This window comes from Streptomyces sp. NBC_01224 (assembly GCF_036002945.1).
GTDB lineage: Bacteria > Actinomycetota > Actinomycetes > Streptomycetales > Streptomycetaceae > Streptomyces.
This window is the reverse complement of the sequence record NZ_CP108529.1, coordinates 3,214,100-3,237,607: the sequence shown is the minus strand read 5'-3', so window position 1 is coordinate 3,237,607 and position 23,508 is coordinate 3,214,100. Positions and strand designations below refer to the sequence as shown.

At 69.8% G+C, this 23,508-nt stretch carries 26 protein-coding genes; 15 read left to right on the top strand and 11 right to left on the bottom strand.

Features of this window, described 5'->3' with window-relative positions; all coding sequences use genetic code 11:
- Positions 1-46 precede the first annotated feature (46 nt).
- Positions 47-796, top strand: a complete 750-nt coding sequence (locus OG609_RS13890) for a TIGR00730 family Rossman fold protein (protein ID WP_114246479.1) — start codon at positions 47-49, stop codon at positions 794-796.
- 357 nt (positions 797-1,153) lie between these two features.
- On the opposite strand, the gene folP is transcribed toward OG609_RS13890, so the two are convergent.
- On the bottom strand, positions 1,154-2,026 hold the full coding sequence (folP, locus tag OG609_RS13885) for a dihydropteroate synthase (protein WP_327273088.1): 873 nt from the start codon (positions 2,024-2,026) through the stop codon (positions 1,154-1,156).
- A 110-nt stretch (positions 2,027-2,136) separates the two neighbouring features.
- Between folP and OG609_RS13880 the strand changes: the two genes are divergently transcribed.
- Positions 2,137-2,598: a hypothetical protein gene (locus OG609_RS13880; RefSeq protein WP_327273087.1), complete on the top strand. Its 462-nt coding sequence runs from the start codon at positions 2,137-2,139 to the stop codon at positions 2,596-2,598.
- Positions 2,595-3,182 carry a DNA-3-methyladenine glycosylase I gene (locus tag OG609_RS13875; RefSeq protein ID WP_327273086.1) on the top strand — a complete coding sequence of 196 codons (588 nt, stop codon included), beginning with the start codon at positions 2,595-2,597 and terminating at the stop codon, positions 3,180-3,182. The genes OG609_RS13880 and OG609_RS13875 overlap by 4 nt, the downstream gene beginning before the upstream one ends.
- Positions 3,183-3,196: 14 nt before the next feature.
- On the opposite strand, the gene OG609_RS13870 is transcribed toward OG609_RS13875, so the two are convergent.
- Positions 3,197-4,009: an enoyl-CoA hydratase/isomerase family protein gene (locus tag OG609_RS13870; protein ID WP_327273085.1), complete on the bottom strand. Its 813-nt coding sequence runs from the start codon at positions 4,007-4,009 to the stop codon at positions 3,197-3,199.
- A gap of 313 nt (positions 4,010-4,322) precedes the next feature.
- Here OG609_RS13870 and OG609_RS13865 point away from each other — a divergent pair, with 313 nt between their 5' ends.
- Positions 4,323-4,490 carry a DUF3117 domain-containing protein gene (locus OG609_RS13865; protein WP_003966491.1) on the top strand — a complete coding sequence of 56 codons (168 nt, stop codon included), beginning with the start codon at positions 4,323-4,325 and terminating at the stop codon, positions 4,488-4,490.
- Positions 4,491-4,649: 159 nt separating this feature from the next.
- On the opposite strand, the gene OG609_RS13860 is transcribed toward OG609_RS13865, so the two are convergent.
- Positions 4,650-5,315: an O-methyltransferase gene (locus tag OG609_RS13860; RefSeq protein WP_327273084.1), complete on the bottom strand. Its 666-nt coding sequence runs from the start codon at positions 5,313-5,315 to the stop codon at positions 4,650-4,652.
- Between the two features lie 181 nt (positions 5,316-5,496).
- Here OG609_RS13860 and sigE point away from each other — a divergent pair, with 181 nt between their 5' ends.
- From sigE to OG609_RS13835, 5 genes are all read left to right on the top strand, one after another.
- Positions 5,497-6,252: an RNA polymerase sigma factor SigE gene (gene sigE / locus OG609_RS13855; RefSeq protein WP_327273083.1), complete on the top strand. Its 756-nt coding sequence runs from the start codon at positions 5,497-5,499 to the stop codon at positions 6,250-6,252.
- Positions 6,249-7,259: a zf-HC2 domain-containing protein gene (locus OG609_RS13850; RefSeq protein ID WP_327273082.1), complete on the top strand. Its 1,011-nt coding sequence runs from the start codon at positions 6,249-6,251 to the stop codon at positions 7,257-7,259. The genes sigE and OG609_RS13850 overlap by 4 nt, the downstream gene beginning before the upstream one ends.
- Positions 7,260-7,381: 122 nt before the next feature.
- On the top strand, positions 7,382-9,037 hold the full coding sequence (locus OG609_RS13845) for a S1C family serine protease (RefSeq protein WP_327273081.1): 1,656 nt from the start codon (positions 7,382-7,384) through the stop codon (positions 9,035-9,037).
- Positions 9,038-9,136: 99 nt separating this feature from the next.
- A complete protein-coding gene (locus OG609_RS13840; protein ID WP_327273080.1) occupies positions 9,137-9,622 on the top strand; it encodes a sec-independent translocase in 486 nt (161 codons plus the stop codon).
- Between the two features lie 118 nt (positions 9,623-9,740).
- A complete protein-coding gene (locus OG609_RS13835) occupies positions 9,741-10,400 on the top strand; it encodes a hypothetical protein (RefSeq protein WP_327273079.1) in 660 nt (219 codons plus the stop codon).
- A gap of 123 nt (positions 10,401-10,523) precedes the next feature.
- Here the strand turns inward: OG609_RS13835 and OG609_RS13830 are convergent, their stop codons facing one another.
- The 3 genes from OG609_RS13830 to OG609_RS13820 are packed head-to-tail and all read right to left on the bottom strand — an operon-like array spanning position 10,524 to position 13,523.
- A complete protein-coding gene (locus OG609_RS13830) occupies positions 10,524-11,657 on the bottom strand; it encodes an Mrp/NBP35 family ATP-binding protein (RefSeq protein WP_327273078.1) in 1,134 nt (377 codons plus the stop codon).
- A 44-nt stretch (positions 11,658-11,701) separates the two neighbouring features.
- On the bottom strand, positions 11,702-12,259 hold the full coding sequence (locus OG609_RS13825) for a DUF1003 domain-containing protein (protein ID WP_327273077.1): 558 nt from the start codon (positions 12,257-12,259) through the stop codon (positions 11,702-11,704).
- Positions 12,249-13,523 carry a magnesium transporter MgtE N-terminal domain-containing protein gene (locus OG609_RS13820; protein ID WP_327273076.1) on the bottom strand — a complete coding sequence of 425 codons (1,275 nt, stop codon included), beginning with the start codon at positions 13,521-13,523 and terminating at the stop codon, positions 12,249-12,251. The genes OG609_RS13825 and OG609_RS13820 overlap by 11 nt, the downstream gene beginning before the upstream one ends.
- A 203-nt stretch (positions 13,524-13,726) precedes the next feature.
- Between OG609_RS13820 and OG609_RS13815 the strand changes: the two genes are divergently transcribed.
- On the top strand, positions 13,727-14,494 hold the full coding sequence (locus tag OG609_RS13815) for a hypothetical protein (RefSeq protein WP_327273075.1): 768 nt from the start codon (positions 13,727-13,729) through the stop codon (positions 14,492-14,494).
- Between the two features lie 96 nt (positions 14,495-14,590).
- Here the strand turns inward: OG609_RS13815 and OG609_RS13810 are convergent, their stop codons facing one another.
- The gene (locus OG609_RS13810; RefSeq protein WP_327273074.1) at positions 14,591-15,112 is read right to left on the bottom strand and encodes a hypothetical protein; all 522 of its coding nucleotides are present in this window, start codon (positions 15,110-15,112) and stop codon (positions 14,591-14,593) included.
- A 12-nt stretch (positions 15,113-15,124) separates the two neighbouring features.
- Positions 15,125-16,240 (bottom strand): magnesium and cobalt transport protein CorA, encoded by a 1,116-nt coding sequence (locus OG609_RS13805; protein WP_327273073.1) that lies wholly within the window; start codon positions 16,238-16,240, stop codon positions 15,125-15,127.
- A 409-nt stretch (positions 16,241-16,649) separates the two neighbouring features.
- Here OG609_RS13805 and OG609_RS13800 point away from each other — a divergent pair, with 409 nt between their 5' ends.
- Positions 16,650-17,285, top strand: coding sequence for a suppressor of fused domain protein (locus OG609_RS13800; protein ID WP_327273072.1), 636 nt, complete (start codon positions 16,650-16,652; stop codon positions 17,283-17,285).
- Between the two features lie 102 nt (positions 17,286-17,387).
- On the opposite strand, the gene OG609_RS13795 is transcribed toward OG609_RS13800, so the two are convergent.
- A complete protein-coding gene (locus OG609_RS13795; RefSeq protein WP_327273071.1) occupies positions 17,388-18,620 on the bottom strand; it encodes an MFS transporter in 1,233 nt (410 codons plus the stop codon).
- A 157-nt stretch (positions 18,621-18,777) separates the two neighbouring features.
- Here OG609_RS13795 and OG609_RS13790 point away from each other — a divergent pair, with 157 nt between their 5' ends.
- From OG609_RS13790 to OG609_RS13780, 3 genes are all read left to right on the top strand, one after another.
- The gene (locus OG609_RS13790) at positions 18,778-19,416 is read left to right on the top strand and encodes a DUF6758 family protein (RefSeq protein ID WP_114246494.1); all 639 of its coding nucleotides are present in this window, start codon (positions 18,778-18,780) and stop codon (positions 19,414-19,416) included.
- A gap of 127 nt (positions 19,417-19,543) precedes the next feature.
- Positions 19,544-20,410, top strand: coding sequence for a PHP domain-containing protein (locus OG609_RS13785; RefSeq protein ID WP_327273070.1), 867 nt, complete (start codon positions 19,544-19,546; stop codon positions 20,408-20,410).
- A 173-nt stretch (positions 20,411-20,583) separates the two neighbouring features.
- Entirely contained in the window at positions 20,584-21,189 is a 606-nt protein-coding gene (locus OG609_RS13780; RefSeq protein ID WP_093897497.1) for a MarC family protein, read from the top strand.
- Positions 21,190-21,265: 76 nt separating this feature from the next.
- Here the strand turns inward: OG609_RS13780 and OG609_RS13775 are convergent, their stop codons facing one another.
- On the bottom strand, positions 21,266-21,418 hold the full coding sequence (locus OG609_RS13775; protein WP_168713692.1) for a hypothetical protein: 153 nt from the start codon (positions 21,416-21,418) through the stop codon (positions 21,266-21,268).
- 221 nt (positions 21,419-21,639) lie between these two features.
- Here OG609_RS13775 and OG609_RS13770 point away from each other — a divergent pair, with 221 nt between their 5' ends.
- Positions 21,640-22,527, top strand: a complete 888-nt coding sequence (locus tag OG609_RS13770) for an NYN domain-containing protein (RefSeq protein WP_093897496.1) — start codon at positions 21,640-21,642, stop codon at positions 22,525-22,527.
- 17 nt (positions 22,528-22,544) lie between these two features.
- Here OG609_RS13770 and OG609_RS13765 read toward each other — a convergent pair whose 3' ends face one another.
- Complete coding sequence (locus OG609_RS13765) at positions 22,545-23,393, bottom strand: alpha/beta fold hydrolase (RefSeq protein ID WP_327273069.1); 849 nt, start codon at positions 23,391-23,393, stop codon at positions 22,545-22,547.
- Positions 23,394-23,508: the final 115 nt, after the last annotated feature.

The window sequence follows — 23,508 nt, the reverse complement described above, 5'->3', positions numbered from 1 at the left end:
TGACCTGACACAGATGGTCATCGATCGTCGTCGGAGGGAGCAGGTCATGGGCAACCCCGAGGGAGCGCACGTCCCCGAGGAGCAGCGGCAGGGCCCGGTACTGCGCCGCAGGGACCAGGTGCAGCCCGGCACCACCGATCAGCGGCTGCTGGACACCGAGGGCGACTCCGAGTGGGTGCACACCGACCCATGGCGGGTGATGCGCATCCAGTCGGAGTTCGTCGAAGGATTCGGAGCCCTCGCCGAGCTGCCGAGCGCCATCAGCGTCTTCGGCTCGGCCCGCACCCCGGCCGGCGGGCCGGACTACGAGGCGGGTGTAAGGATCGGCAAGGCCCTGGTCGAGGCCGGCTTCGCGGTGATCACCGGAGGCGGCCCCGGAGCCATGGAAGCGGCGAACAAGGGGGCGCGGGAGGCGAAGGGCGTCTCGGTCGGCCTCGGCATCGAGCTGCCCTTCGAGTCCGGCCTCAACCCGCACGTCGATATCGGCGTGAACTTCCGCTACTTTTTTGTCCGAAAAACGATGTTCGTGAAGTATGCCCAGGGGTTCGTTGTTCTGCCCGGCGGCCTCGGCACCCTGGACGAACTCTTCGAGGCTCTTACCCTCGTCCAGACGGGCAAGGTCACCCGCTTCCCGATCGTGCTGTTCGGCACCGCGTACTGGAGCGGGCTCGTGGACTGGCTGCGGGACACGGTGGTGGCGCAGGGCAAGGCGTCCGAGCACGACCTGCTGCTCTTCCACGTCACGGATGACGTGGACGAGGCGGTCGACCTCGTGACGAAGGAGGTCGGCCGGTAGTTCAAGCCCCTCCGGCGATCGAGGAGCGGGGGCCGGGGCAGAGCCCCGGTTTCGGGAAGGGGCGGGCAGGGGGTAAGGCCCGCCGCAGGCGCCCTGCCCGCCCCGCTGCCTCAGAGCCTGTCGGGTGACCTCTGATCGGGCGGCCACGGCCTGGCACGCACTCCCCCGAGGCCTTGAGGGCCAGGGGGGACCCCCTCCGGCGTTACCGAAATGCCCTGGTAGCTCCTTCCCCAAGCTCTCGACTCCGGTCGAGCAGGGGAGACCCCGTCCGAGGTCATCCCGGCGCCTTGGAATCGCACGCACCATGCCGCGTCCGCTCTCCGGTCGAAGGTCACCCGACAGGCTCTGAGGCAGCGGCTACGCCAGCCCCCTCCGCGCCACTGCCGGCTCCCGGTGCCCCGCGATGGACGCCACCATGTCCAGCACCTGCCGCGTCTCCGCCACCTCGTGCACCCGGTACACCTGCGCCCCCAGCCACGCGGACACGGCCGTCGTCGCGAGCGTCCCGATCACCCGTTCCTTCACCGGCCGGTCGAGCGTCTCCCCGACGAAGTCCTTGTTGGACAGCGATACGAGGACCGGCCAGCCGGTCTCCGCCATCTCGCCGAGCCGACGCGTCGCCTCCAGCGAATGCCGGGTGTTCTTCCCGAAGTCATGACCGGGGTCGATCATGATCCCGTCCGGCCGCACCCCGAGTCCGACCGCCCGCTCGGCCAGCCCCAGCGTCACCCGCAGGATGTCCGCCATCACGTCGTCGTACGCGATCCGGTGCGGCCGGGTCCGCGGCTCGGCGCCGCCCGCGTGCGTACACACCAGACCGGCGCCGTACCGCGCGGCGACCTCTGCGAGCTTCGGGTCGACGCCGCCCCACGCGTCGTTCAGCACATCCGCACCGGCCTCGCAGACCGCCTCGCCGACATCGTGGCGCCAGGTGTCGACGCTGATCACCACATCCGGGTGGCGGCGCCGCACCTCCGCGACGAACCCCACCGTGCGACGGGCCTCTTCCCCGGCGGTCACCTCTTCACCGGGGCCCGCCTTCACACCCCCGATGTCGACGATCGCCGCGCCGTCCGCGATCGCCTGCTCGACCCGGGCCAGCGCCGGCTCGTCCTGGAACGTCGCGCCCTGGTCGTAGAAGGAGTCAGGGGTGCGGTTCACGATCGCCATGATCACCGGCTCGTGCGCACCGAATTCACGCCGCCCCAGCCTGAGCGCACCGCTTCGCATCCCGTGTTTCTCCTCTGGTAGATCGCCCGGTGGGTCGCCTGCGACCCTAACTGTCGGCACCGCATGGCACGATCGGACCCGGACAGGTTTCCGCTCCCGGGGAGATATGCGTGTTCTGGTTCTTGCTGCTGGCGATGGTGGTGGTCGTGGCCGCGGTCACCCTCGCGGTGGTCGGCGGAGGGAAGAGCGCCGTCCTGCAGGACGTGGCGCCGGAGCAGCTGACCGACCCGCTGCCCGCGACGCGCCCGGTCGGCCGCGCGGATGTCGAGGCGCTGCGGCTGCCGGTGGCCGCACGCGGCTACCGCATGACGGATGTCGACGAGGTGCTCGGCCGGCTCGGCGCCGAGCTCGCCGAGCGGGACGCGCGGATCGCGGAACTGCAGTCGGCGCTGGCCGGCGCGCAGGCGACCGCGGTCGGCGGCCCCGATCTCCTCAAGCGGCCGCAGGACGTACCGCAGCTGACGCGGGAGGGGCCGGAGGACCGTCCGAGAGCGCCGTGGGAGGCGCCCCGACAGGAACCCCAGCAGGACCCGCAGCGGACAGAGCACCCCGGAGAGGAGCCCCAGCGATGAGCGGCGGAGCGGAAACGGCCCCGGACGGCGGTCTGCGCTGCCCGTGGGGGCTCTCCACGGAGGACTACCTCGCGTACCACGACACCGAATGGGGCCGTCCCGTCCACGGCGACGACGCCCTCTTCGAACGGCTCTGCCTGGAGGCCTTCCAGTCGGGCCTTTCCTGGCTGACGATCCTGCGCCGCCGGGAGGGCTTCCGCTCCGCCTTCGCCGGGTTCAAGATCCCCGCGGTTGCGGAGTTCACCGACGCCGACAAGGAGCGCCTTCTCGCCGACGCCGGCATCATCCGCAACCGGGCGAAGATCGACGCGACCCTCGCCAACGCCAAGGTGCTGGCCGGCTGGAGCGCCGGCGAGCTGGACGAGCTGATCTGGTCCTACGCCCCCGACCCGGCCGGCCGCCCCGTCCCGCGCACCGTCGGCGACATTCCCGCGGTCACCCCGGAGTCCACGGCGCTGGCCAAGGACCTCAAGAAGCGCGGTCTGCGCTTCGTCGGACCCACGACGGCCTACGCCCTGATGCAGGCCTGCGGCCTGGTCGACGACCACCTGGCCGACTGCGTGGCGCGCGGCACCGGGACGTAGATCCGCGCCGACGGCTACCGGCCGAGGTACTTCGGCTTCTCCTTGTTCAGGAACGCCTGCACCGCGATCGTGTGGTCCTCGGACGCGCCCGCCTTCGTCTGGAGCTCGTTTTCCTTCTCCAGTGCCTCGCTCAGCGTGTGACCGGCGCCATAGGCCAGGGACTCCTTCAGCGCTGCGTACGCCGCCGTGGGACCGGACGCCAGGGTGCGGGCCACGGCGGCGGCCTCCGCGGCCAGGTCGGCGGCGGGCACCAGCTTGTTCACGATGCCCAGCTCATGGGCGTCCTGCGCGGAGATCGAGCGCGGAAAGAGCAGCAGGTCGGCGGCGCGGCTCCGCCCGATCAGGCGGGGCAGTGTCCAGGAGACGCCCGAGTCGGCGGTGAGGGCGACCCCGGCGAATGAGGTGTTGAACGAGGCGGTGTCGGCGACCACCCGGTAGTCGCAGGCGAGCGCGAACCCGAAACCGGCGCCGGCGGCGACACCGTTGACCCCGGCGACGACCGGCTTGGGCATCTCGGTGATGGCCCGCACGATCGGGTTGTAGTGCTCCTGCACGGTGCTCAGCGCGTTGCCGCCGCCGGACTCACGGGCCTCGTCGAGCTTGCCGACGTGCTCCTTCAGATCCTGGCCGACGCAGAAGGCGCGCCCGGTCGCGGTGAGCAGAACGGCCCGTACGGCGGTGTCGGCCGCCGCGGACGTCAGCGCGTCACGGAGCGCCACCTTGGCCGCGGTGTTCATGGCGTTCATCGCGTCGGGACGGTTGATCGTGATGGTCGCGAGTCCGTCGCTCACTTCGTAGAGCACGCTGTCCGCCATCTGGTCGGCCATTTCGCTGTCCCCTCTGCACCTCGGGCAATGCCTGTCCAGGCAAGCATGGCCGACTCGGGCGGGAGCGAACATGTGACCTGCGTCTAACAATTGCGCCGCGATGGAGGGGTGAAGGGGGCGGAGTATCGCAGCTGGATCGCCGAATTGGGTGGTTTTGAGAGAGCGCGTTGCGCAAGCGATGCAGACCGATGTTGGTCATTGGGGTCTGTGATGCGGGATAATGGCCTGGAAGCAATGTGTTCGATGCCGGTGACACAGCGCCTGTCATGGGGCCGCCGGTTGCGATGAGCTGGTTTCAGGAAGGGGAACGAGCATGGCGGCCATGAAGCCGCGGACGGGCGACGGCCCGCTCGAGGTGACAAAGGAGGGGCGGGGCATCGTCATGCGCGTTCCGCTCGAAGGCGGCGGTCGGCTTGTCGTGGAGCTGACTCCGGACGAGGCCGATGCACTCGGCGATGCCCTCAAGAAGGTCGTCGGCTGAGCAGAGGCGCCCACACTTCATCACTGCCCCGGCACGGTGTCCGTGCCGGGGCAGTGATGCGTTCACGCTCAGCAGAATCAAGCCCGTCCGGCGATTGAGGACACCCGGCTGCCCCAGGCACGGGGGACACGGGGCGAGAGCCCTGCCCCCGCCGCCCCCTCAGCCCCGCCGCACCGCGCACAGCAACCCGTCGCCCACCGGCAGCAAAGTCGCCATCAGCTCCTGGCTCTCCCGCACCGCACGCAGCAGCTCCCGCAGTCGCAGCACCTCCGCGGGCTGCGCCGCCGAGTCGACCGTACGGCCGTCCGCGAAGACACCCTCGAAGCAGACCAGGCCACCAGGTCGCAGCAGGCGCAACGATTCAGCGAGGCAGTCCAGGCTCTCCAGCCGGTCGCCGTCGCAGAACACCAGGTCGTATCCGCCGTCCGCGAGCCGCGGCAGTACGTCCAGGGCACGGCCGGGAATGAAGCGGGCCCGATTGGCGGCGAACCCTGCGGCCCGGAACGCCTCACGGGCGAACTGCTGGCGTTCGGGCTCCGGGTCGACCGTGGTCAGCACCCCGTCGGGCCGCATGCCGTGCAGCAGATAGAGTCCGGACACGCCGGTCCCGGTGCCGATCTCGGCCACCGCTTTGGCGTCCGTCGTGGCAGCGAGCAAGCGCAGCGCGGCGCCGGTACCTGGCGACACCGAGCGGAGCCCTGCCTCCCGAGCCCGGTCCCGGGCCCAGCGCAATGCTTCGTCCTCGGGGACAAAGGCGTCGGCGAACGCCCAGCTCGTCTGCCGGTTGGCGGTAATGACCCTCTCCTGTCCCCGTAGTTGGCGCAACGGTGACTGTATCCGCTGTGCCCGGGAACCCGCAGATGGGACCGGGCGTTATGCAGGAGCAGGGGAAAGCCCGTGGAACCGGCCCGCAGATCGGGTCCGGGAGACACGGGCCGGCGGTTCCCGGGTGATCCCCGGCCCCAGCAGGAAAAAGGCTTATCCGGAGCTAACGGGCGAGGTGGCTATGGTAGGGGCTCCACTGGACACCACCAGAGCCGATAGGGGAGGTGCGGCTGCGCCTGTGGATCGGGGAGGAGTGCTGCGGCGCTTTCTCAGGTCGGCGGGTGAGCCGAAATCCGTGACCAACATCGCTGACCGTTCTTCCAACGCACCGACCGCGACCTTCGCCTCAGACGCGGACTCCCAGGCGTGGACGCCGCCCTCATGGGAAGAGATCGTCAGCACGCACAGCGGCCGTGTCTATCGCCTTGCCTACCGGCTGACGGGCAACCAGCACGATGCGGAGGACCTCACACAGGAGGTCTTCGTACGCGTGTTCCGGTCGCTGTCGACCTATACGCCGGGCACCTTCGAGGGCTGGCTGCACCGCATCACGACCAACCTGTTCCTGGACATGGTCCGTCGTAAGCAGCGGATCCGCTTCGACTCCCTCGGCGACGACGCCGCCGAGCGGCTGCCGAGCCGTGAACCGTCCCCGCAGCAGGTCTTCAACGACACCCACTTCGACGCGGATGTGCAGCAGGCGCTGGACACCCTCGCGCCCGAATTCCGTGCCGCTGTCGTGCTCTGTGACATCGAGGGCCTCTCGTACGAGGAGATCGCCGCGACGCTGGGCGTGAAGCTCGGTACCGTGCGCAGCCGTATCCACCGCGGTCGCTCGCATCTGCGCAAGGCGCTGCAGCACCGTTCGCCCGAGGCCCGTGCCGAGCAGCGCTCGCTGGCGGGCGCGATCCTGGCAGGGGAGGGCGGAACGGCGTGAGTGGCACAGTTCCGACCCCTGCGGAACAGCACCTGGGGGACCGGCTCGCCGCGCTTGTCGACGGTGAGCTGAAACACGATGCCCGAGAGCGGGTGCTTGCCCACCTCGCGACCTGCGCCAAGTGCAAGGCCGAGGCTGCCGCCCAGCGGCGGCTGAAGAGTGTCTTCGCACAGTCCGCCCCGCCTTCGCCGTCCGAGGGATTCCTCGCCCGGCTACAGGGGCTTCCCGGGGGACCGGGGGGTGACGACGACAACCGGGGGAAACCATTCGGCGGCTCCGGGCCCTTCGCCGACGGGCTCTTCCCCATGATCCAGCCGTCCGGGAGCCGCACGGATTCGCCGGGGAATTCGTCACTGGGGAGTTTTGGCTTCCTTCCGGCCCCGCACGGCTCGACCGCCGTACTGCCGGGTGGCTCCTCCCGTTCGGGCTTCCGGATCCATGAGGTCGGCCGTGAGGGAGACCGCTCGCCGTGGCGCGGCCGGAGGTTCGCCTTCGCAGCGGCCAGCGCCGTATCGCTGGCGGCCATCGCCCTGGGCGGTGCCCTGCCGACGGGGGCAGGCCCCAGCTCCCCGGCCCGGGCCGCGGGCGCCGGAAACACCGCGAACCCGCTCGACACCGAATCCCGCAGCGAGAGCGGCAGCTCGGTGAGCCGCCGTGGCGGTGGCAGCCAGGGCACCCTTTCCGCTACGGGGGCGGGCGACGGCTCGACGGCGGACGCTGCCCCACCACCCGTGCCGGAGGCCACACCGGCGGTGCCTTCCACCGCTCCCGCGCTGCTCTCCACGGGAAGTCTCGCGGAGAACACCTTTGCCGTTCAGGTTCTGACCAATGTGTCCGCGCCACCTCTGATACGCCCGACCGGCACCACCCCGCTCTTCGCCCACGTGCTCGGACGACTGGCCCCACAGCCCCCGGAGCCCTCCGCACCGCCGTCCTGGACGTCGCCGTCGGCCTCGGCCCTCCCCACCCCCGCCGATCGCGGTCTGCCGCTTTCCTCCCGGCGCTGACCGGGGTCTGCGCCGGGGTCTGCGCAGACATTCGCAAACCTGGTTGAATTCCGGGAGGAATTCCGGGACGGACGCCCCTGCCGGGGCGTGCACAGGCCAGACGCGGCAGTTGCGGGGAGAGCATGGAAGACGGGAAGTCCACCGGGCCGAAGGCGAAGTGGTGGAGCCGGCCCACGGCGGGAGGTACCACCCGCACCGCGCCGGACGAGCCGATCCCCGTCGAGGACACGGCGCCCACGGCCGACGTGACGGGCGCGACGGGCGCGACGGAAGGACACACAGCCGACGTGCCCCCTCAGCCGTCGGCACCCGAGCCGGTGTCATACCCGCTCGCACCCGAGCCCATGGCGTCCGTAGCGGCCACGCAGCCCGTAGCGCCACTGCACGAGCCCGATCAGTACAGCACCCCGCCGTACGGTGGCCCCGGCCCCTGGGCGCCCGCACCACCCGTACAGCGACCGGTCCCGACCCCGGCACACGGCACCGTCGTACCCCCGCAGTACGCGGGTACGAACGGCGCCGGCATCCCCACCTCACCCGCCCCCGGCTTCACGCCCCCGCCCCCGCCCCCGCCTCCGCCTCAGCAGCCGACGCAGTGGCTCCAGTACGACCCCTGGGGTGCGCCCCGGCAGCCGCTGACCAATCCGGGTCCGCCGCTCGGGGCCGACGGCGGCCGCAAGAAGAACCGCCGCGGCTCCCTCCTCGTCGGTGCGGTGCTGCTCGCACTGGTGGCGGGCGGCATCGGCGCCTACATCGAGCGCAACGGCGGCCTGACCCAGGTCGAGCTTCCGCAGACCGGTCACAACAGCGGCGGCCGCGCACCCGACAGCGTCGCGGGCATCGCCGCCAGCGCCCTGCCCAGCGTGGTCACTCTCCATGTCAGCGGCACCACCGAATCCGGCACCGGTACGGGCTTCGTTCTCGACAACTCCGGCCACATCCTCACCAACAACCATGTTGTCGCCCCGGCCGGGTCCTCCGGCGAGATCACTGTGACGTTCAGCGGCGGCGAGACCGCGCGCGCCGAAGTCGTCGGCAAGGACAGCGGCTACGACCTGGCCGTGGTCAAGGTCACCGGCGTCTCCGGCCTCAAGCCGCTGCCGCTGGGCAACTCCGACAATGTGCAGGTCGGCGACCCCGTGGTGGCCATCGGCGCACCCTTCGACCTGTCCAACACCGTGACCTCCGGCATCATCAGCGCCAAGGACCGGCCGATCACGGCGGGCGGCGAGAAGGGCGACGGCAGCGACATCAGTTACGTCGACGCGCTGCAGACCGATGCCCCGATCAACCCGGGCAACTCCGGCGGTCCGCTCGTCGACACCGACGCCCATGTCATAGGCATCAACAGCGCCATCCGTGCCGCCGACAGCGGTTCGAGCACCGAGGGCGGGCAGGCAGGCTCCATCGGTCTCGGCTTCGCCATCCCGATCAACCAGGGCAAGCGGGTCGCCGAGGAACTGATCAACACGGGGAAGGCCACCCACCCGGTGATCGGCGTCACGTTGGACATGAAGTACACGGGGGACGGCGCCAAGGTCGGTACGAAGGGTGCGGCCGGTAAGCCCGCGGTGACGCCCGACGGGCCCGGTGCCAAGGCCGGGATCAAGCCGGGGGACGTCATCACCGAGGTCGACGGCAGGCGGGTGCACAGCGGCGAGGAACTGATCGTGAAGATCCGCGCCCACCGGCCCGGCGACCGTCTGGACCTCGGCCTGACCCGTGGTGGTAAAGACCTGTCCATCTCTTTGACTCTTGGTTCGGCAACCGGCACGTGACAGCCACGGGACGCTACCGCGCGGACAGTATCGACCGGTACCGTGGGCCGGGTCCGGACCACAACCGACCTGGTCTCGGAGAACACGAGGAGCAACAGGGTGTTCAATGACATAGGCCCACTGGAGCTGGTGACGCTCGCGATCCTGGGCGTGCTGATCTTCGGCCCGGACAAGCTGCCCAAGGTCATCCAGGACGCCTCGCGCTTCATCCGTAAGATCCGTGAGTTCTCGGAGAGTGCCAAGGAGGACATCCGTACGGAGCTCGGCCCGGAGTTCAAGGACTTCGAGTTCGAGGACCTCAACCCCAAGACGTTCGTCCGCAAGCAGCTCATGGACGGCAATGACGATCTGGGGCTGAAGGAGATCCGCGAGAGCTTCGACCTGCGCAAGGATCTGGCCGAGGTCACCGACGCGGTGAACGGCCGGGAGAACGCCGCCGTGGAGTCAGCCGACTCCCGGAGCGGCGTGTCGAGCGGCTCGGCGATCACCGCGGCCAACGGCTCCGCCGGTACTCCGGACCTGCTCAAGAAGCGTGAACAGCCCACGAAGGACGACCGCCCGCCGTTCGACGCAGACGCCACCTGACAGCAGTCAATCCCGACTCGTCCGGACGGTATGGCTATTCTCCATCTGTCCGGTTGTGAGGACGCCCGTGGGGGGCGGGCCGCTCCGGACGCAAGGGATCGAGGAGGCGGCCGGGCAGATGGAGACGACCAGTCGGGTGGGCGCGGAAGGTGCGCCGAGCACAGTCACCGCAGAGGGGGTATCGGCGGCCCGGCGTACTGTCGACGGTTTTCTGGCAGCTCCGTTTCCCTGGTACGGACTGGACGAGGCCTTCACCGGGCCGCGTTGGCCGATGCAGGTGGGCACCGCGGCGGACGGCACCGTGCAGCACGGTTCCATCGGGCATGGTGACGAGCCGTCGGTACGGGCCGACTCGGGTGTCGAGAAGCAACGATTCGCTGTCGTCGTGACGGTGGCCAGCAGCCCGGTGCGGCACAGCGGTGACGGTACGGGGGTTCTGGACGCGACCACGGTCTCCTCCGCGGCCTGGCTGGCCGGGTCCGGCCTGCTCGCCTGTACGTGGCCCCCGCAGATGGATCACACACTGCGTGACGACTGGCTGGACCAGCAGACGGAGACTGCGTTCGAACTCGCCGACGATCTGGACGGTCCCGCATGGTCGGCGCTGTCGCTGCCGGTGGACGGTGTCCCGGTGCCGTTCCACTACCGCGAGTCCGAGTTCGGCTGGGTGCTGGCGGGGTCGGCGCACGGCGGGGTGCACATCGGGGCGTACGGGCGGGGGATGAGCGCGTACGGACTGGGGTTCTCGGTGGTCGGCGACATCGCGACGTACGCGTAGGGCGGAGCGGTGGGCGGTGACCGGTCATGGCCGGTTGCCGCTTTGTTCTCAATCGCCGGCCGGGCTCGGTCTCGCCGGGCGGGCCTGGAAATCAGGCCCGCCCGGCGATGCCTTCGTCCCCGCTCAGAACTTGTTGCGCGGGGTGATTCCCAGCGACATGCCCGACAGGCCGCGCTGACGGCCTCCCAGCTTGTCCGCGATGGTGCGGAGTGCCTTGCCGGCCGGGGAGTCCGGGTCGGACAGGACGACCGGCTTGCCCTCGTCGCCACCCTCGCGCAGCCGTACGTCGATCGGGATGGAGCCGAGCACCGGCACCTCCGCGCCGACCGTCTTCGTCAGGCCCTCGGCGACCTTCCGGCCACCGCCGGTACCGAACACATCGACCATCTCGTCGCAGTGCGGGCACGGGAGCCCCGACATGTTCTCGACGACACCGACGATCTTCTGGTGAGTCTGCACGGCGATCGAACCGGCCCGCTCGGCCACCTCGGCCGCCGCCTGCTGCGGGGTCGTGACGACCAGGATCTCGGCGTTCGGCACGAGCTGTGCCACCGAGATCGCGATGTCACCGGTGCCCGGCGGCAGGTCGAGCAGCAGGACGTCCAGGTCGCCCCAGTACACGTCGGCGAGGAACTGCTGGAGTGCTCGGTGCAGCATCGGTCCGCGCCACACCACCGGGGCGTTGCCCGGGGTGAACATGCCGATGGAGATGACCTTCACGCCGTGCGCCGACGGCGGCATGATCATGTTCTCGACCTGGGTCGGCTTGCCGTCCGCGCCGAGCATCCGCGGCACGCTGTGCCCGTAGATGTCCGCGTCCACGACACCGACCTTGAGGCCGTCGGCCACCATCGCGGCCGCCAGGTTCACCGTGACCGACGACTTGCCGACGCCGCCCTTGCCGGATGCCACCGCGTAGACCCGGGTCAGCGAGCCGGGCTTGGCGAACGGCACCTCGCGCTCCGCCGTACCGCCGCGCAGCGAGGACGTCAGTTCCTTGCGCTGTTCGTCGCTCATCACATCGAGCGTGACGTCGACGCGCGTGACGCCTTCGACCTTCGCCACCGCGTCGGTCACGTTCTTGGTGATGGTCTCGCGCATCGGGCAGCCGGACACCGTGAGATACACCGTGACAGCGACCGCACCGTCAGCATCGATCTCGACCGACTTCACCATGCCGAGTTCGGTGATCGGACGGTGGATCTCCGGGTCGTTCACTGTCGCCAGTGCCTCAAGCACCGCGTCTTCCGTAGCCATACGGACGATGTTACGGCGCCTGCTGCTACGCGCGAGTAGCCCCGTCAGCGGTCTTCGTCACTCTCGGCCGGGAATAGGGCACGCCGGTCGTCCAGGTCCCTCATGAGGTCTTCCAGTTCGGAGCGGATCCAGTCGCGGGTGGCGACCTCGCCGAGCCCCATCCGCAGTGCCGCGATCTCGCGGGTGAGGTACTCGGTGTCCGCGATGGAGCGCTCGTTCTGCTTGCGGTCCTGCTCGTAGGTGACCCGGTCGCGGTCGGCCTGCCGGTTCTGCGCGAGCAGGATCAGCGGGGCCGCGTACGAGGCCTGGAGCGACAGGATCAGCGTCAGGAAGATGAACGGGTACCCGTCGAACCGCCACCCCACGGGCGCGAAGGCGTTCCACACCACCCAGGCGATGATGACCAGTGTCATCCAGGCGATGAATCGCCAGGTGCCCAGGAACCGGGCGATCCGTTCGGAGAGCCGGCCGAACGACTCGGGGTCGTATGCGGGCAGCAGCCGCCGCCGCGGGGCCTTCGGCTGGTCCAGCCGGTAACGGGGCGGGCGCGCGATGCCCGAGGCACCTGTCGGCGCCCCCTTCGTGCGGTCCTCACCGGCCACGGGCGACCTCCTCCGCACCGTGGAAGTCGGTCTCCCGCCAGTCCTCGGGCAGCAGGTGGTCGAGTACGTCGTCGACGGTCACGGCGCCGAGCAGGGATCCGCTCTCGTCCACGACCGGCACCGAGACCAGGTTGTACGCGGCCAGATAGCTCGTCACGGCCGACAAAGGGGTGTCCGGGGTGAGGGGGACGAGATCGCTGTCGACGATAGAACTGACCAGGGCGTACGGCGGATCCCGCAGCAGCCGCTGGAAGTGCACGGTGCCCAGGTACCTGCCGGTCGGAGTCTCGTCCGGCGAGCGGCACACGTACACCTGGGCGGCGAGTGCGGGGGACAGGTCCGCCTGCCGGACCCGTGCGAGCGCGTCGGCGACCGTCGCGTCCGGCCGCAGAATGATCGGCTCGGTGGTCATCAGGCCGCCGGCGGTCCGTTCCGCGTACGACATGAGGCGCCGCACATCCGCCGCGTCGTCCGGACGCATCAGGGCCAGCAGCCGCTCCTTGTCGTCCTCGGGCAGTTCGGACAGCAGGTCGGCCGCGTCGTCCGGGTCCATGGCCTCCAGGACATCGGCGGCGCGCTCCTCCTGGAGCTTGCCGATGATCTCCACCTGGTCGTCCTCGGGCAACTCCTCCAGGACGTCGGCGAGCCGGTCGTCGTCGAGCGCGGCCGCTACCTCGGCCCGTCGCTTCGGCGACAGATGGTGCAGCGCGTTGGCCACGTCGGTCGGCCGCAGCTGCTCGAACGTGGCGACCAGGGATTCGGCGCCCTGCCCGTCCTCCTCCAGCGAGAAACCACTGACCGCCGACCATTCGACGGTCAAGGTCTCGCCCTTGCGCCGCAGCGCCCCGCCCTTGCCCTTGCGTACGAAGTACTTGTCGATCTCCCAGTCGCGGCGGGCCGGGAGCTGCGACACCGAGACGTCGAGGACGGTGACCTCCTCGCCGGTCTCCACGAGGCGGACCCGCCGGTCGAGGAACTCGCCGAGCACCAGGCGTTCGGTGGGCCGCTGCTCGAAGCGCCGCATGTTGACGACACCGGTGGTGATGACCTGACCGGACTCGATCCCCGTCACCCGGGTCATCGGGAGGAAGATCCGGCGGCGGCTGAGCACCTCGACGACCAGGCCGAGCAACCGGGGCGGCCGGCCACCGACCCGCAGCATCGCGACCAGGTCGCGGAGGCGGCCCACCTGATCGCCGTTGGGATCGAAGACCGGGACGCCGGCGAGGTGCGAGACGAAGATCCGGGGGGCGCCTGCCGCCATGGTGCGCCTCCTTCTTCCGTGTACGACTTCTCTGTCCGGTCCATTTGGCAGCTAATTAACCGTTATGACGGGATCAGGCTAGCCCGTACCGCTCCGGGCTGCCCCGGTGGATCCGTCCGCACGGCTCTCTGCCGGAAGGTGTGAACGGCACAGGTACGCTGCCGTCTGCCACCCCCGCCATGCAGATGAGAGGCAGTGCGCCCGTGACCTCTTCCGTTCCGCCCGTCCGGGCCCGACGCCGCCGGACCGCCCTCGCTGTTGTGCTCTGCGCGGGGCTGACCGCCGCTCTCACGGCGTGCGGGGGCGAGGATCCGGACAAGGGGACCAATGGCGTCGGCAAGCTGGCCGCCACGGAGATCGAGAAGAAGGCGCAGACCGCAGCGGACTCCGCCGATGCGGTGCGCCTCGCCGGGACGCTGGTCAGCAAGGGGGGCACGTACAAGCTCGATATGCAGCTCAGGGAGAAGGGCGGCATCGGCTCCGTCGTCTCGAAGAACAGCACCTTCGAACTGCTGCGGATCGGTGACGAGCTCTATCTGAAGGCGGACTCGGGGTTCTGGAGCCACGACGAGGAGTCCGGCGCCGGCAGCGACGCGGGCGGGGCTGCCGCGGACAAGCTCCAGGACAAGTACGTGAAGGTGCCCGAGGACGACCCCACGTACAAGCAGCTGCGCGGCTTCACGGACAAGAAGACCCTGCTCGACGGGTTGCTCACGCTGCACGGCACCCTCAACAAGGGCGACCGGGAGAAGGTCGGACCGACCCGGACTGTACAGATCACGGGCGGCAAGGGCGAGGGCGGAACGCTCGACGTCTCGCTGGAGGGCACGCCGTATCCGCTGCGTTTCGCGCGCGGCGGTGGCGGGGGGATCGTGACGCTGTCGGACTGGGGCAAGGACTTCATGCTGGAGGCCCCGGCGAAGGGCGACACGGTCGACTACGGGCAGCAGCTGCCCAAGACGTCCTCCTGAGAGCGGGCCGCACGGCACGCGGTCCAGGAGGTGGCCCTGTCCGGCGGATCAGCGGCTCTGCCCGGCGGATCAGCGGCGGGACAGGCCCTGCCCCGGTCAGCCCTTGAGTGCCCGCTTCAGCAGTCGCGGCAGTCCGGCCGGCACCGGCCGCCGCGTGGTCGCGGACGTCGGCAGGGGCGCAGCGGCCAGCGAGCCGTCCGGCAGCTCCGTCCGGAATTCGCCGGGTGTCAGCCGCAGCACCCGGCATTCGCGCGCCCACCGCTCCGTCATCTGTTCGGCGTCCGGTGCGTTCAGCCGCTTGCCCTTGAGCTCGGCAACGGCGGCCTCCCACTCCTCGGAGTGCGGTGCGAGCTCCGTCACGGCAGCCGTCCAGGCGATCAGCCGGCCGCCCTTGTCCTTGCTGCGCACGGTCACCTCGGCCGCGGACCCGTCGCCGAGACCGGCCGGGAGCGGCTGCTCGCCGGGGCCGTCGCCGACCAGATGCACCGCACCCTCGTGCCACACGTGCCACAGCGCCCGCGCGGGCCCGGTGCCCCGCACCCAGATGAGGCCCGATTTCTTGGTGGCCTCCTCGACGAGAGCCCGGCCCAGCGGCACGTCAGCGGCAGCAGCAGTCATACCTGAACTCTATTAGAGCCAGCCGTTGCGCTTGAGTGTGCGGTGGATGGAGAAGCAGACCGCTCCGATGACGCCCAGCACCATCGGGTAGCCGTACCTCCAGCCCAGCTCGGGCATGTGCTTGAAGTTCATGCCGTAGACGCCGCAGATCATCGTCGGTACGGCGACGATGGCCGCCCAGGACGTGATCTTGCGCATGTCCTCGTTCTGCGCGACGGTCGCCTGCGCCAGGCTGGCCTGGAGGATCGAGTTCAGCAGTTCGTCGAAGCCGATGACCTCTTCATGCACCCGCGCCAGGTGGTCGGCGACATCACGGAAGTACTTCTGGATGTCGGGGTCGATCAGCCGCATCGGCCGCTCGCTCAGCAGCTGCATCGGCCGCAGCAGCGGCGACACCGCCCGCTTGAACTCCAGGACCTCACGCTTGAGCTGATAGATCCGGCCCGCGTCCGAGCCGCGCGGGCTGCCCTTGGCGGGGGTGGAGAAGACCTCGATCTCCACCTCGTCGATGTCGTCCTGGACGGCGCCCGCCACCGCGATGTAGCCGTCGACGACATGGTCGGCGATGGAGTGCAGGACCGCGGAGGGCCCCTTGGCGAGCAGCTCGGGGTCGTCCTGCAGCCGGTGCCGCAGTGCGCGCAGCGAGCCGTGGCCGCCGTGCCGGACGGTGATGACGAAGTCCCGGCCGGTGAAGCACATCACCTCGCCGGTCTCGACGACCTCGCTGGTCGCGGTGAGCTCGGTGTGCTCGACGTAGTGGATGGTCTTGAAGACGGTGAAGAGAGTGTCGTCGTACCGCTCCAGCTTCGGCCGCTGGTGGGCGTGGACGGCGTCCTCGACCGCGAGCGGGTGGAGGCCGAACTCGCGGGCGATACCGGCGAATTCCTCCTCGGTCGGCTCGTGCAGGCCGATCCAGGCGAAGCCGCCCTCCTCGCGTACCTGGAGCATCGCCTCGTGCGGCGTGCGGCAGGTGCCGGTCTCCACGCGCCGTCCGTCGCGGTAGACCGCGCAGTCGACGACCGCGCTGGAGGCGGACGGGTCACGGGTGGTGTCGTAACTGTTGTGCAGGGCGTTGCTCTTGCGCAGGGACGGGCGCACGGCGGCGCGCAGGTCGCGGATCATCGACATGGCTGGCTCCTTCACGGAGGGCCGTCGTCGGGCACGTGGAACAGCCCGGAATGGGGACGTGCGCTCACGTCCGCAAAGCGGGCGGCACCGCAGCGGCGCGATGACGGCGTTCGCTACAGACAGGCAAAAAAGGGGTGCTCTTCCGTCATGCGCAATGCCATGGGCCTTGACCGAGAAGGCTTCAGATCACCGAAGAGAGGTGAGGAGCGGAAGAGCGGTTGGTACTGCACGGTCGACTTCGATCCATTGCAGCCCCACCTCCTCCAGCCGGTCCCCCGTGGGGGATGACGTGTTGTCGGGACTGAGAGCGACGCTTCTGCGTGCTGCCCCGACCAGCGGCCAAGACTATCAGCCGACTGAGGGCCAATCCTTTACTTTGCCCGTTCCATACGCGTCCTATGCTCGCAGGATGGGAGAAATTCTTGCTCTGGTCGAGGCCCGGCTGCTGACGGCCCTCGGCGAACCGGACGCGCGCGCTGCAGTGACGTTTCTCGGGACGGACCGCATCGAGGTGCTCCGCTTCGCCGACCGCGACGTGGTGCGCTACGCCACGCTCGGCATGTCCGCACAGCCGATGGCCGACCCGACCGCGGCCCTCGCGGACCCGGTGAAGGGCCCGCGCGCCGAGCTGGTCCTCTCCGTGCGCGCCGGACTCGCCGACACCGACAAGGTGCTGCGTCCGCTGGCCGTGCTGGCTGCCACCCCGCAGGTCGAGGGGTTGGTCGTGGCGCCCGGCGCCTCGCTGGACCTCGGCGAACCTCTGTGGCCCGGGGCGCCGTTCAGCTCCGTACTGGTTGCCGAGCCGGGCGGTCTGGTCGAGGACCTCGAACTGAATGAGCCTGCGCCGCGCAGCGGCTCCGTGGGGGGCGGTGGTCGGGAGACGGGCGGGCCGATGGAGCCGGTGCGGTTCCTGCCCCTGCTGCCGATGACGCACAACGAGGCCGCGTGGAAGCGGGTCCACGGCGCGCAGGAGCTCCAGGAGCGGTGGCTCTCGCACGGTACGGATCTGCGTGATCCGCGACGTGGCTCCGTGGCGCTGGACTGAGACGTAACACCGGCCGGCTGAGTCATGCCGGGCGTAGGGGAAGCCCCGCCGCGCGGCCAGGAGGGGGAGCCGCGGGCGGGGCAGAACCGGGTTGCGTCGTGGTCAGTTGGCGAAGACTGTGACGCCGTCCTCGCCGGCGTGCTCGGGCTCCAGCTCCGCTGCCTCGTGGGTCAGCGCCGTACGCCGGATCCAGACGACGACCGCACCCACGACGGCCGCGATCGCGGCGACCACGAACGGGATGTGGATGTTGCTCCACTCCTCGATCTTCGGTGCGAGGTACGGGGCGGCGGCCGCGGCGAACCAGCGGACGAAGTTGTAACCCGCGCTCGCCACCGGGCGCGGCGCGTCCGACACACCGAGCGCCAGTTCCGTGTAGACGGTGTTGTTCATGCCGATGAAGGCGCCGGAGACGATCGTGCAGACGATGGCGGTGGTGTGGTTGCCGTATCCCAGGATCACGAGGTCGACGGCGAGCAGCACCAGCGAGGCGCCGAGCACCTTCAGCGACCCGAAGCGCTTCTGCAGCCGCGGGGCGACGAGCACCGAGAAGATCGCGAGCAGCAGACCCCAGGCGAAGAAGACCGCGCCCGACTTGTACGGCGTCATGTTCAGCACGAACGGTGTGAACGCCAGGATCGTGAAGAACGCGTAGTTGTAGAAGAACGCCGAGGTCGCGACGGAGGCCAGGCCGCCGTGGCCGAGCGCCTTGATCGGGTCGAGCAGCGAGGTCTTCCTGGCGGGCTTGGGCTGTTCCTTCAGGAATGCCGTGATGCAGATGAAGCCGATCGCCATCAGCGCGGCCGTGCCGAAGAACGGGTAGCGCCAGCTGGCGTCACCGAGCAGGGCGCCGAGCAGCGGTCCGCAGGCCATGCCGAGACCGAGCGCCGACTCGTAGAGCAGGATCGCCGCCGAGCTGCCGCCGGCCGCCGCACCGACGATCACGGCGAGCGCGGTCGATACGAAGAGCGCGTTGCCCAGCCCCCAGCCGGCCCGGAATCCGACGAGTTCGGCGACGGACGACGAGGTGCCGGAGAGCGCGGCGAAGACGACGACGAGCGCGAGGCCGGTCAGTAGCGTCTTGCGGCCGCCGATCCGGCTGGACACGAAGCCGGTGACGAGCATCGCCACGGCGGTGATCAGGAAGTACGAGGTGAAGAGCAGTGACACCTGGCTCGGCGTCGCCTCCAGGCCCTTGGCGATGGAAGGGAGAATCGGGTCCACCAGGCCGATTCCCATGAATGCGACAACAGAGGCGCCCGCCGTGGCCCAGACGGCCTTCGGCTGGCGCAGGATGCTGCCCGCTCCCTGATCGAACGGATCCTCTCCCTGCATGGGTCTTCTCGCTCTCCACTAGATGGTTGCGTTATACACAGAATAAGTTAGAGGAGCTAATGAATGCAAGTTACATCTAATTCTGCTGGTGGGAGCCACGCTGCGGACGGGTGATCATCCTTGACGCGGCGACGGTCCTGGAGGACCGTTGGACGCTATGAGGGGCGAACCCAGTTGCCCGAAGTGCGGAGGCCGGGTCAGGGCGCCCGGTCTCTTCTCCGACACCTGGCAGTGCGCGGTGCACGGCAGCGTGCAGCCGCTGCAGCCGGTCGTCCCGCCCAGCGTCGAGGCGCTGAGTGTGGTGGTGCAGCGAGCCCAGGTCCCGGTGTGGATGCCCTGGCCGCTGCCGGTGGGCTGGCTGTTCACCGGTGTGGCGAGCGCGGGTGACGACCGCAGTGGCGGTCGCGCCACCGTCGTCGCCTGTTCCGGCCCCGGTCCCGTCGGCGGCATCGGCGAGCTGCTGCTCGTCACCGAGGAACTCGGCGTCGGACTCGGGGCGCGCTACGCCGGGATCGACGGCCTCGACCCCGGCCCGTATCTGCACGTCGACGGCCCGCCGGACGTGAAGATGCTCGCCGCCGGCCGCCCCACCCCGCTCTGGAACGTCAAGGGAGCGCCCGAGGACCGGGCGGTCTTCGCGGGCGAGGCGCGCGGGCTCTGGCTCTGGGCGATCGTCTGGCCCGAGCAGTCGGGGCTTCTGATGTACGACGAGCTGGTGCTCGCCGATCTGCGCGAGGCCGGTGGTGAGATGGACCTCGTACCGTGCGGGGCGCTCACACCGCGCCTGCTCAACTAGGACCTGTCCGGCGGACCGGCTCTGGCACCCCGGGTGCCCGCAGGGCCTTCGGCCCGGCCGGGCACCGCTCGAATGCCGGTTATCCTTGGATGTCCCCTTATCCGGCCCGAGCAGTGGAGTACGCGTCGTGCGCATCGACCTGCACACCCACTCCAGCGCGTCGGACGGTACGGACACCCCCGCCGAGCTGGTGCAGGGTGCAGCCGCTGCAGGCCTCGACGTCGTCGCCCTCACCGACCACGACACCGTGCGCGGCCACGCCGAGGCGATCGCCGCCCTTCCGGAGGGGCTCACTCTCGTCACCGGCGCCGAGCTCTCCTGCCGGATCGACGGCGTGGGCCTGCACATGCTGGCGTACCTCTTCGACCCCGGTGAGCCCGAGCTGGCACGCGAACGCGAGCTGGTACGGGACGACCGGGTGCCGCGCGCCCGGACCATGGTGGGCAAGCTCCAGGCGCTCGGCGTTCCGATCGCATGGGAGCAGGTCGCGAGGATCGCCGGGGACGGATCGGTCGGCAGGCCGCACATCGCCACCGCGCTCGTCGAGCTGGGCGTCGTCGAGACAGTCTCCGACGCCTTCACGCCCGAATGGCTCGCGAACGGCGGACGCGCGTACGCCGAGAAGCACGAACTCGACCCCTTCGACGCGATCCGGCTGGTCAAGGCCGCCGGTGGCGTCACCGTCTTCGCCCACCCGCTCGCCGTCAAGCGCGGCGAGGTGGTGCCCGAGTCGTCGATTGCGCGGCTCGCCGCCGCAGGCCTCGACGGCATCGAGGTCGACCACATGGACCACGACGAGCCGACCAGGGCCAGGCTGCGCGGGCTCGCCCGGGAGCTGGGGCTGCTGACGACCGGGTCCAGCGACTACCACGGCAGCCGCAAGACCGTCGGGCTCGGCGAGTACACCACCGACCCCGAGATCTACGGCGAGATCACCCGGCGCGCCACGGGAGCCTTCCCGGTGCCGGGCGCGGGCGGACCCCGTCCCGCGTAACGACGCACGCGTCGCTGCCGGGGCGTGAAGCCCCTCGCTGCCCTGCCGGACGCGTACCGCCACTCGTCCCACTACTGCGTTCCACTTCTGCGCACCCGGCCGTCAGGCCGCCGTCATGGCTTCGGGGTGCGCTCCTTCAGGCCGTTTCTCGCTCTCTTCTCGCAAGGCTCACTGTGTTCGACGTCGCTGTCTTCGGATCCCTTTTTCTCACGCTTTTTGTGATTATGGATCCCCCCGGGATCACCCCGATCTTTCTTGCCCTCACCGCCGGCCGCCCCGCAAAGATGCAGCGCAGGATGGCGCTGCAGGCGGTGGCCGTCGCCTTCGGTGTGATCGCCGTCTTCGGTGTGCTCGGCCAGCAGATCCTCGACTATCTGCATGTCTCCGTGCCCGCCCTGATGATCGCGGGCGGACTGCTTCTGCTGCTGATCGCGCTCGATCTGCTGACCGGCAAGACCGACGAGCCGACGCAGACCAAGGATGTCAATGTGGCGCTCGTACCGCTGGGCATGCCGCTGCTCGCCGGGCCCGGTGCGATCGTGTCGGTGATCCTTGCGGTGCAGCACGCCGACAGCGTGGGAAGCCAGATCTCGGTCTGGTCGGCGATCATCGCCATGCACATCGTGCTCTGGCTGACCATGCGCTACTCGCTGCTCATCATCCGGGTCATCAAGGACGGCGGTGTCGTGCTGGTGACCAGGCTCGCCGGAATGATGCTCTCCGCCATCGCCGTACAGCAGATCATCAACGGGGTCACCCAGGTCATCCAGAACTCCTGACGGTGCTCGCGGACACCACAGCGCCCCCGTACGGACCTTCCGTACGGGGGCGCTTCTCTTCGAGCGTCGTAATGCGTTACGAAGCCGAGTTTTCGGCCGGGCGGATATAGATGCGCTGGCCTATGGCTGCGGCCTGCTGCACGATCCGGTTGACGGAGGCGGCGTCCACGACGGTGCTGTCCACGGCGGTACCGTCGACATCGTCGAGTCGCATGATCTCGAAGCGCATAAGGCTTCCCTTCGTCCGATCCTCCTGCTGGAGAACTACTGGGAGGACGGGTGACCCGTCCGCAAGGATGAGAGCGCCCGACACCTGTGTCTTGCGCTCCACGAGGTGTACAACGGCTTGCCTCCTGCAAACATTCCCTACGCTAAGGAAATTTTTTGGATGTCTAAGTACCAGCAGGTCACCGAGCGCGATCCGGCTACGAGGCCCACGACGAGGCCCGAATGAACGAGGCAGAGATCCGCGAGCGCCTGGACCGCACCAATGAGCTGCTCCAGCGCGTGCTCGCCGAGGTGTCGAAGACCCCCTCGACCCACGCGATCTTCGTGGACGCGGGCTATGTGTATGCCGCGGCCGGACTGCTCGTCACCGGCACCGAGGACCGCCGCTCCTTCGACCTCGACGCGGAAGGGCTGATCGAGGCCTTCATCGACAAGGCCCGCACGATCTTCGCGGACAGCAGGCTGCTGCGCGTGTACTGGTACGACGGAGCCAGGCGACGCATCCACACCGTCGAGCAGCAGTCCATCGCCGAACTCCCCGACGTCAAGGTCAGACTCGGCAACCTCAACGCCAACAACCAGCAGAAGGGTGTCGACTCACTCATCCGCACCGACCTCGAATCGCTCGCCCGGCACCGCGCCATCAGCGACGCGGCACTGGTCGGCGGTGACGAGGACCTGGTGTCGGCAGTCGAGGCGGCGCAGGGGTACGGGGCCCGGGTGCACCTGTGGGGCATCGAGGCGGGGGAGGGGCGCAACCAGGCCGAACCGCTGCTCTGGGAGGTCGACAGCCAGCGCACCTTCGACTTGGACTTCTGTCGCCCGTACGTCACCAGACGCCCCGTCACCACCTACGAGGACGACACCCCCGCGCCCTCGCGCGAAGACGTCCGCTTCGTCGGTGCGCAGATCGCCGCTGCCTGGCTGGCCGCCCGGGGCCGCGAGTCCCTCGCGGATCTGCTGCCCGGACATCCGTACCTGCCGGGCTCCGTCGACCAGGACCTGCTGGTCGAGGCCGAACGGCTGCTGCAGCACTCGCTGCGCGGCCACGCACATCTGCGGCGGGCGCTGCGTGACGGTTTCTGGCAGCACCTGCAGGCGCAGTACTGAGTTCCGACGCCCGTCGCCTACAGGCTGTCCCAGAAGGAGACGAGCGCGGCCGCCGTCTGTTCCGGACGGTCCGTATTGGGGGAGTGCTCGGCGCCCGCGATCCGGGTATGGCGCGCGCCCAGCCGCTGGGCCATCTCGTCGAGCAGTGGCACCGGCCAGGTGTCGTCGCGCTCGCCGGAGAGCACATGGAGGGGCAGAGGTGCGGCGGCGAGTTCGGCCACCCGGTCCGGCTCGGTCGCCAGCTGGCGGCCGGTGGCGATCAGCTGGGCGGGCTGGTGGCGCAGCCAGCGCCGGCGCAGAGCCTCGCCGTCCGTCGCCGCGTCCTCGGGCGGGTCGAGGGCGCGCATCGCCTCCCACACCTCGGCCATGCTCAGCGTCGCGAGCGCGTCGCCGAGCAGCTTCACCTTGAGCTGCTGGGCCTCGGTGACCTGTGCCGGTCCGGACGACATGAGGGTCAGCGAACGGAACGGCGAGGCGTCCAGCAGCACGGCGGCGCGGGCGATCTGCCCGCCCAGCGAGTGCCCGACCAGATGCACGGGGCCCTCGCCGCCGACGCCGGGAGCGGTGGCCTGCGCGAGCACATCGCGGGCCAACTCGCCCTGTGCGTAGTCCGCTTGACGGGTCGTCCCCTCGGTCTCGTACTGCCCGCGACCGTCCACGGCGACGGTCCGGTATCCGGCGGCACAGAGCGGTTCGAGGAGTGCGATGAAGTCCTCCTTGCTGCCTGTGTAACCGGGCAGCAGGAGGGCGGTACCGCGCGGCGCGGTGCGCGGCGAGGCGTCCAGCACGGCGAAGTCCCCGCGCGCGGTGCGGAGCTGGCGGGCGTGGGCGCAGGCGGGCGGGGCGAAGGTGGGCGGCCGACTCATGGGACGAGGTTATGTCCTCGAACGCCGGACGGGCTTGAGGATGCCCTCAAGCCCGTCTGGCGAAATCAAGCCCCTCAGGCGTTCGAGGAGCGGGGTCCAAGGCGGAGCCCCGGAT